This window comes from Pseudomonas sp. 14P_5.3_Bac1 (assembly GCF_025466135.1).
In the GTDB taxonomy this organism is placed as follows: domain Bacteria; phylum Pseudomonadota; class Gammaproteobacteria; order Pseudomonadales; family Pseudomonadaceae; genus Aquipseudomonas.
The window spans coordinates 24,914-30,914 of the sequence record NZ_JANLOF010000018.1 but is presented as its reverse complement, the minus strand read 5'-3'; the positions used below and the strand labels follow the sequence as shown (position 1 = coordinate 30,914).

Below are 6,001 nucleotides of genomic sequence, written 5' to 3'. Positions count from 1 at the left end.
GCCCGCACCCACAGCGATTGGGTTTACACAACAAGCTAGGTTGGATGAACACGGTCAATGTGGGAGCGGGCTTGCCCGCGAATGCAGTGTGTCGGATTGCACATGTGGCACTGACCCACCGCCATCGCGGGCAAGCCCGGCTCCCACAGCGATTGGGTTTACACAGCAAGCTACGTTGGATGAACACGGTCAATGTGGGAGCGGGCTTGCCCGCGAATGCAGTGTGTCGGATTGCACATGTGGCACTGATCCACCGCCATCGCGGGCAAGCCCGGCTCCCACAGAGATTGGGTTTACACAGCAAGCTAGGTTGGATGAACACAGTCAATGTGGGAGCGGGCTTGCCCGCGAATGCAGTGTGTCAGTTTGCATATTCGGCACTGACCCAACGCCATCGCGGGCAAGCCCGCTCCCACCTTTTAAAGTGCAGTGCACCAGGTAGCGGGTGTACTCGGTCACATGTGGGAGCTGGCTTGCCTGCGAAGGCATCCACTGGGTACACCTGATGTACCGAGGGGTCTGCATCGCAGGCAAGCCAGCTCCCACTTTGGGTCTTTGCAAGGCTCAGGAATCAGTGTTTCCAGGCAGCCGGGTTCACGAGGTTTTTCGGGCGGTCGCCGGCCAGCGCCGCCAGCAGGTTGTCCACCGCACATTTAGCCATCGCTTCGCGTGTTTCATGGGTCGCCGAGCCGATGTGCGGCGTGGCCACCACATTGTTCAAGCGCAACAGGGGTGAATCGTGGTTCAACGGCTCACGCTCGAACACGTCCAGGCCCGCTGCCCGAATCGTGCGTTGCTGCAGCGCCTGAACCAGCGCCGCCTCGTCCACCACTTTGCCGCGCGAGATGTTGATAAAGATCGTCTCCGGGCCCATCAGTGCAAACTCTTCAGCGCCGATCAGCTTCTCGGTTTCGGCAGTCAGCGGCAAGGTCAGGCAGACAAAGTCGGCTTCCTTGAGCAAATCCACCAGGCTGCGGTACTGCGCGCCGAAGCGTTCTTCTACCAACGGCTTGGGCGAGTGGCTGTGGTAGATCACCGGCATGCCAAAACCAAAATGCCCGCGTTGGGCCAAGGCTTCGCCGATGCGGCCCATGCCGATGATACCGAGGGTTTTGCCATGCACGTCGGTGCCGAAATGGGACGGGCCGATGTTCTTGCTCCATTGGCCGGCCCGCACCATGTCGGCCAGCTCCACCACCCGGCGCGCCGTGGCCAGGATCAGCGCAAAACCGGTATCGGCGGTGGTTTCGGTGAGCACGTCCGGCGTGTTACTGAGCAGGATGCCGCGTTGGGTCAGGTAGTCGATGTCGTAGTTGTCGACACCCACCGAGACGCTGGCCACCGCTTCAAGGTGTGGCGCCAGGTCGAGCAGCTTGGCGTCCAGGCGCAGGCTGGCACCCAGCAGGCCCTGGGCGCGGGGCAAGGCCTCACGCAGCTTGGCCAGGCCGGGTTCGTCGAGGGCTTCGATCAGCGTGACGTCGGCCTGCTCGTGCAGGCGGGCCATCAAGGGCGCAGAGAGTTTCTTGTATAAAACGACAGACTTTTTCATCGGGTTTTCACCTTCAATCCAAGGGTCGGCATCGGCGCGCGTTCACGGTCGCTGGCGCCGGGCTTGAGGAAAATCGTCAACACCACCGACAGCATCAGCGCACCGCTCATCAGCAGGTACGAAGCGCCAGGCGAACCGGTGGTGCTGTTGAGGTAACCCACCAGGTACGAACCGCCGAACGAGCCCAGCGCGCCCATGCTGTTGATCAGCGCCATGGCGCCGCCGGCGACGTTGGCCGGCAGGATCTCCGGCACGATGGCAAAGAACGGCCCGTAGGGCGCATACATGCAGGCGCCGGCGATGACCAGCAGGCTGTAGGACCACCAGAAGTGTTCAGCGCCCAACGCGTAGGAGGCGTAGAACGCAATGGAGGCAATCAGCAGGGGTGGCCACACAAAGCGTTTACGTTTTTGCAGTTTGTCCGAGCCCCAGGACACCGCAAGCATGCCGATCACCGCCGCCAGGTAAGGCAATGCTGACAGCCAGCCGGCTTCGACCATGTCCATTTGCAGGCCGGCCTTGAGGATCGACGGCAGCCACAGCACAAAGCCGTAAACGCCGATGCTCCAGCAGAAAAACTGCAGCGCCAGGATGATCACCTTGGGCGAGCGGAAGGCCTCGGCGTAGTTCTTCACCGCCTTGATCCCGACTTGCTCGGCGGCCAGCGCGCTTTCCAGGTCTTTTTTGTGCTGCTCACTCAGCCACTTGGCGTCGGCGGGTTTTTCATCCGCCAGCTTCCACCAGATAAACGCCCAGATCACCGCCGGTATGCCTTCGATGATAAACATCCAGCGCCAGCTGAAATGCTGCACCAGATAGCCCGACACCACTGACATCCACAGCATGGTCACCGGGTTGCCGAGGATCAGGAAGGTATTGGCGCGCGAGCGTTCGGCCCGCGTGAACCAGTGGCACAGGTACACCAGCATCGCCGGCATCACGGCGGCTTCGACCACCCCAAGCATGAAGCGAATGGCGATCAGCATGTAGGCGTTGGACACCACGCCGGTCAGGGTGGCAAGGCCGCCCCAGAGGATCAGGCTGACAAAAATCAGCTTTTTAACGCTGCGCTTTTGCGCGTAGATCGCCCCCGGCACCTGGAAGAAAAAGTAGCCGAGGAAGAACAGCGCGCCCAGCAGCGAGGACATGCCGGGGGTGATCATCAGGTCTTCGGCCATCCCGGAGGCGGCGGCGAAGCCGTAGTTGGCGCGGTCCAGGTACGCCAGGCTGTAGGTGATAAACACGATAGGCATGATGTACCACCAGCGGCGGGTGGCGAGTTTCAAGGTATCCATGGAGTTGCTCCTGAGCTTGTTGTAGTTGTGGCAACAGGGTGTAAGTCATGCAACGGATCGAGTGGGTAACTCCGCACGGGTGGGCAAACCTTCCATGTCGCCGCGGCTCTGCACGGCGCGGCTGCCGATCCAGTTGCCGCGCTGTACCGCTTCGGGGAAGCTGAGGTTTTCCAGCAGGGCGCTGATCATGCCGACGGCAAAACCATCGCCGGCGCCGACGGTGTCGACGACTTTTTCCACCGGCACGGCGGCAACGAAGCCCTGGTCCATCTGGGTGCGGTAATAGGCGCCGTCCGGCCCGAGCTTGATGGCCACGGCCTCGGCGCCCTGGTCGAGGTAGAACGCGGCGATGTCCGCCGGGTCTTCAAAGCCTGTGAGCAAGCGACCTTCGCTCAAACCCGGCAAGACCCAATCCGCCATGGCGGCAAGGGCGTTGATTTCGGCGATCATCTGCGCCTGGCTGGCCCATAACGATGGGCGCAGGTTGGGGTCGAACGACACGCTGTGCCCGGCTTTGCGCATCTGTGTCATCAGCTCGCGGGACAGCTCACGGGTGGCCTCGGACAACGCCGGCGGAATGCCGGTGGCGTGCAGGTGACGCGCCTGCAGCAGCGTGGGGCTGATGGCGGCGATGGACAGGTGGCTGGCCGCCGAGCCTTTGCGGAAGTATTCCACTTGAGGGTCTGCGCCGGCCTCTTCGCGGGACTTGAACTGAAAGCCGGTGGGGTGCAAGGGATCGACCGCCACATGCCGGCAATCCAGGCCTTCCTTTTTCAGCGTGTCGACCACAAAACGCCCGAGGGAATCATTCCCCACCCGGCTCAGCCAGGCCACATTGAACCCCAGGCGCGACAGGCCAATGGCGACATTGCTGTCGGCGCCGGCAATGCGTTTGTGGAACTGAGCCACCTGGGCCAGATCGCCGGTCTGCTCGGCGACAAACATCGCCATGGTTTCACCAAACGACAGGATATCGATCTCAGACATGGGCATTCTCCGCACGCGGTTGGCCAAGGACGGCGAGGGCGGCGACCTGTTGCGCGGTGACCTCGATCAGGTCATCACCCTGCAACGGGAATTCCACGGCCCGGGTAATACCTTGGGTCATATGCTTGAGCAGTTGTTCCCACAGATGCAGGTCGGTGGCGCCGGGCGGCAGGGCCACCAGCTTGCCATCCTGGCGCCGGGCCACGGCCTTGCAGTGCAGGTAATCCACGTGCCGACCGAGCAAACGTGCCGCGGTGAGGGCGGACTGGTCTTGCCATTGCCAGTTGCCGATGTCGAACGTCATCTTGACGGGCAGGCCCAGGCGCTCGACCTCGGTGAAGAACCGCTGCATCGGCTCGATCCGTCCGCCGTGCAGGGTCTGGTCGTTTTCCACCAGCAGTTGCACCGGGTGCCGGTTGAGCAGGGCGTGCAGGCTTTGCAGGTCGTTGGTGTCGGTGAAGTAGCCGAGGGAGACTTTCAGCCAGCGCGCGCCGAATGCCTGAGCGCGGTCGAGGGTGTCATTCAGCTCGGCGTTGGGCTGGGCGCGGCCGGCGACCCACAGTTCCAGCGGCGAGGAGTACACCGATTCCAGGCCATGCGCGGCCGCAGCCTGGGCCAGTGTGGTCGGGTGTTCGGTGGTCAGCAGTTCTTCACGCCATTCGATGCGTTGGGCGCCGGCAGCGCTCAGCACGTCGACAAAACTCAGTTGGCCCTGTTGGCGAACAAGCTCGGCGCCGTAGCTGGAAAGGCTGATGGAGACGGGGTATTTGTGCATTGTTGTTTACCTCTGAAACCGGTTTCATTTTTATACGCAAAACAATATGGGAGCGGCTTGCCTGCGATGGCGGTGTGTCAGGCGACTACGGCTTCGCCTGGTAAACCGTCATCGCAGGCAAGCCAGCTCCCACAAGGGATTGTGTGGAACCACGGATGATTAATTCCGGCAAAAAATCCAGGGTGCGCGTCGGCGCATCATCGCCGCGCAGGCGTTTGAGCAGGCAGTCGAAGGCACTGGCGCCGATCGCTTCAGTAGGCTGGGCGAGGGCGGTAATGCCATTGCCCACCAGCGGGTACCAGTCCAGATCATCCAGGGCGATCAAGCCGACATCCTCAAACAGCCGGCAGCCTGAAGCCTTGAGCGCACGGGTACAGGCCAGCGCGGCAATACCGTTGGCGCAGAACAGCGCTTTCGGGCCGGGCGTGGCAACGAAGGCTTGCAAGCGGCTTTGCAGCGCGTCGTCCAGTTCCAGTACCGCGCCGGTCAGCCCTGGGCGGCTGGCGATCTCGGCCTTGAAACTGGCCTGGCGCTCCAGGCGTGAACTGGTGCCATCGGCAGCTTCGCTGACCAGCAACACGTCGCGATAACCCTGCTGTTGCAAATGTTCGACGGCGATGCGCACCGCTGCGGCGTTGTCCAGCCCCACCAGGTCGCTGTGCAATGGCTCGACCTTGCGGTCCACCAGCACCAGCGGCATTTCCTGCTGCAGTTGCAGCAGTTGGTCAAGGTGATGGCCGAGGGTGTTCACGATCAGCCCTTCGATGTTGTACGAGCGCAGGGCTGCCAAATGCTGGCGCTCCTGCTCGTCATCGCGGTCGGTGTTGCACACCACCAGGCTGTAGCCGTGCTTGCGGCAGGCGGTTTCGACGCCATGCATCACGGCAATGGAATAGGGGTTGCGGATATCGGCCACCAGCATGCCGATCAGGCGTGTGCGCCCACGTTTCAAACCACGGGCCATCTGGTTGGGGCGGTAGCCAAGTTCGCTGATGGCCTGTTCGATACGCTGCGCGATGGCGTCGGAGAGCAGGGCGCGGTCATCACCGATAAAGCGCGACACGCTGGCTTTGGACACACCGGCGCGCTCGGCAACGTCAAGCATGGTCACGCGGCTGCGCTGGGCGGCGGAAAATGGAGTCACGATTACGGGCCTTTCTTATTGGAGTTAGCCGTTTCACCGCCTGAGACAGGCTCTGAAACCGGTTTCATAAAATGCCAGGCGGCGCCTTTCGTCAAGGAATATTTAGAAATAGACGCGTGCACAACGCTGAAAAAAACGACGAGTGGATGGGCCTACCTGTTAGTTCTGACAGTATCCGCGCGCAGGCTTTAGGCGTTTAATTTTTCCATGGCAGGCGCGAAGACCTTGCTCTCGTGACTCGCCGTGCTGAA

General features: G+C 62.0%; 5 protein-coding genes. All 5 read right to left on the bottom strand.

The features are described from left to right. Positions 1–571: 571 nt before the first annotated feature. A complete protein-coding gene (locus tag NTD89_RS04500) occupies positions 572–1,549 on the bottom strand; it encodes a 2-hydroxyacid dehydrogenase (RefSeq protein ID WP_262206574.1) in 978 nt (325 codons plus the stop codon). Then, complete coding sequence (locus tag NTD89_RS04495) at positions 1,546–2,844, bottom strand: MFS transporter (RefSeq protein ID WP_106577856.1); 1,299 nt, start codon at positions 2,842–2,844, stop codon at positions 1,546–1,548. Before NTD89_RS04495 ends, NTD89_RS04500 begins: the two co-directional genes overlap by 4 nt. A 45-nt stretch (positions 2,845–2,889) precedes the next feature. Further along, complete coding sequence (locus NTD89_RS04490) at positions 2,890–3,831, bottom strand: sugar kinase (RefSeq protein WP_262206573.1); 942 nt, start codon at positions 3,829–3,831, stop codon at positions 2,890–2,892. Next, entirely contained in the window at positions 3,824–4,606 is a 783-nt protein-coding gene (locus NTD89_RS04485) for a sugar phosphate isomerase/epimerase family protein (RefSeq protein WP_262206572.1), read from the bottom strand. The genes NTD89_RS04490 and NTD89_RS04485 overlap by 8 nt, the downstream gene beginning before the upstream one ends. Positions 4,607–4,691: 85 nt before the next feature. Beyond that, positions 4,692–5,750, bottom strand: coding sequence for a LacI family DNA-binding transcriptional regulator (locus NTD89_RS04480; protein WP_145165681.1), 1,059 nt, complete (start codon positions 5,748–5,750; stop codon positions 4,692–4,694). Positions 5,751–6,001: the final 251 nt, after the last annotated feature.

What these genes read in the sequence shown, in the direction of transcription:
- NTD89_RS04490 (WP_262206573.1), bottom strand. Translation starts at nt 3,831, where the DNA reads ATGTCTGAGATCGATATCCTGTCGTTTGGTGAAACCATGGCGATGTTT.
- NTD89_RS04500 (WP_262206574.1), bottom strand. Translation starts at nt 1,549, where the DNA reads ATGAAAAAGTCTGTCGTTTTATACAAGAAACTCTCTGCGCCCTTGATG.
- NTD89_RS04495 (WP_106577856.1), bottom strand. Translation starts at nt 2,844, where the DNA reads ATGGATACCTTGAAACTCGCCACCCGCCGCTGGTGGTACATCATGCCT.
- NTD89_RS04485 (WP_262206572.1), bottom strand. Translation starts at nt 4,606, where the DNA reads ATGCACAAATACCCCGTCTCCATCAGCCTTTCCAGCTACGGCGCCGAG.